Source organism: Lentibacillus sediminis (genome assembly GCF_002763455.1).
Taxonomy (GTDB): domain Bacteria; phylum Bacillota; class Bacilli; order Bacillales; family Amphibacillaceae; genus Lentibacillus_D; species Lentibacillus_D sediminis_A.
In genome coordinates this window covers 1-2,216 of sequence record NZ_NIXK01000022.1, presented here as the reverse complement: position 1 = coordinate 2,216, position 2,216 = coordinate 1, and the positions used below count along the sequence as shown (strand labels likewise).

General features: G+C 41.5%; 1 protein-coding gene and 1 pseudogene. Both read left to right on the top strand.

What is annotated here, in order from left to right; translation table 11 throughout:
* A pseudogene (locus CEG13_RS19175) lies at nt 1-129 on the top strand (ribosome biogenesis GTPase YqeH); the annotation flags it as partial.
* 152 nt (nt 130-281) lie between these two features.
* Nucleotides 282-2,000: an IS1634 family transposase gene (locus CEG13_RS18420; RefSeq protein WP_100013351.1), complete on the top strand. Its 1,719-nt coding sequence runs from the start codon at nt 282-284 to the stop codon at nt 1,998-2,000.
* Nucleotides 2,001-2,216 lie beyond the last annotated feature (216 nt).

Genomic DNA, 2,216 nt, shown 5'->3' with positions numbered 1-2,216 from the left:
TGTTATTTTTCCAATCAGCTGACGATTCACCGCACGAAGCTGGACAAGGCGGACATGCTGTACGAAAATCATTTGGGAGAGCTGCTTTCCCCACCGAACGCAGAAACCCTGGAAACACTCCCTACTTTTGCAGTACATATAATCATTCACTAACCCGGAACCTTTGATCTCATTGATGTTTCGGGGTATTTTTATTTTATTTTCTTGTCATATTTTAGTAGATTAACATGGATTAATATGGTATAATATACGTATTATGGAAGGCTGGAGGGGAAGTTCATATGTTTCTGCGAAAAATGAATGTTAAAAAGACAGGACGGACCTATTTATCCATCGTACATAGTTACCGTGATAAGACCACCAAAAAAACCAAATCCAAAACCATTGAATCCCTTGGCTACCTTGATGAACTGGAAAAAGAGTACGATGACCCAATTGCCTATTTTGAAGAAAAGGTCAAACGGATGAATCAGCAACAGGAGGAAGATAAATTCACCATGACGTTTCGGATCAGCAGTGAAGATCGTCTTCAATCGGAAGAAGCTAATCGGAAAAACTTTGGCTATGCCGCGTTAAGTAAGATCTACCATGAGCTTGGCATTCATACCTTTCTCACAAACCGGCAACGCCATTCGAAAAGCGATTATGATGCGAATAGTATCATGAAGCTGCTTGTGTTTGCCCGTCTACTTTATCCAGCCTCCAAAAAGCATACATACGAAAACAAGGAGACGTTTTTTGAGAAGACCAATTTCTCCTTAGATGATGTCTATCGGTGTCTTACCTTCTTCAACAAGCATAAGGACGCCCTTCAACTCTGGATTCATGAACGGATCAAAGAGCAATATAACCGGAATACAAGCCTTGTCTACTATGACGTGACCAACTATTATTTTGAAATTGATGACCCAGATGAACTTAGAAGAAAGGGAGTCTCCAAAGAACACCGTCCCGACCCAATCGTTCAAATGGGGTTATTCATGGACACAGATGGCATCCCAATTACATACGGCCTTCACCCAGGAAATATGCTCGATAAACAAACGTTCATCCCGATGCTCGGCAATATTCAGCGTAACTTTTCACTTGGGCGTACCATTGTCGTTGCAGATAAAGGAATGACGACCGGCGACAATATCTGGTATACGCTATCTGCCAAAAATGGCTATGTCCTTAGCTATTCCGTCCGCGGGGCCAATCAGCAATTCAAAGATTATGTCCTTGATCCGAACGGTTACCGCACCATTGGTGCTGGTTTTAAAATCAAATCCAGGCTCTATCCTAGGGAGATAAGCGTCACATCAAGGAATGGCAAAAAGATCAAAAAACGAGTCGATGAAAAACAGGTAATCTTCTACAGCGAGAAATATGCGCAGAAAGCAAAGGCAGATCGTGCTCCCGCACTGGAAAAGGCGAAAAAACTTATCGACACTCCTTCCAGATATAACAAGGCGACCTCCGCTGGTGCCGCCAAATATGTGAAGAATTTGACCTTTGACAAGCAGACGGGGGAGATACTGGAGGATGCCAATCAGTCGCTGCTTCTCGACGAAGAAAAGCTAAAAAAGGAAGAAGCATTAGATGGCTACTACGCCATCATAACCAGTGAGTATGAAGAATCGGATGAACGAATCATTGAAATCTATAGGGGTCTCTGGAAAATCGAAGAATCCTTCAAGGTGACGAAAAGCGATTTGGAAAGCAGGCCGGTGTATTTATCAAGACAAGAGCACATTGAAGCTCATTTCCTTACCTGCTTCGTGTCACTCGTTCTCGCAAGAGTATTAGAGCGCCGCCTAAAAGGGACATATTCCGTTACGGCCATACTTGAAAGCCTGAGAAAGGCTTCCTGTAGCCATATCCAGGAAAATTATTATCTGTTTGACCATTATGATGAATTACTCGCTGATATTGGAAAAGAAGTAGGTATTGATTTCGGGAAGAAATACATGCCTTTAGGAGAAATTAAAAAAATTTTAGGCGAGGTTAAAAAAGGGTGATTTACACTACAACTTAATGACAAAAAGAAACAGCCAAGAATCCACTATCCATAGGGTTCAAGGCTGTTTTTTGATCATTTTCACTGCAAAAGTCAAGATATAAATTTTGTTTTTTGAAGTATTTATAATTTATCACGATTCGGGATTAGGGACAAGTCGCAAGTTATCTACACAGGGTTGTAGATAACTTGTGCACAACTGTTTTATAGACTGGGG

Bases quoted from the DNA above. Each gene is read 5' to 3' on its own strand.
- CEG13_RS18420 (WP_100013351.1), top strand. From the start codon at position 282: ATGTTTCTGCGAAAAATGAATGTTAAAAAGACAGGACGGACCTATTTA.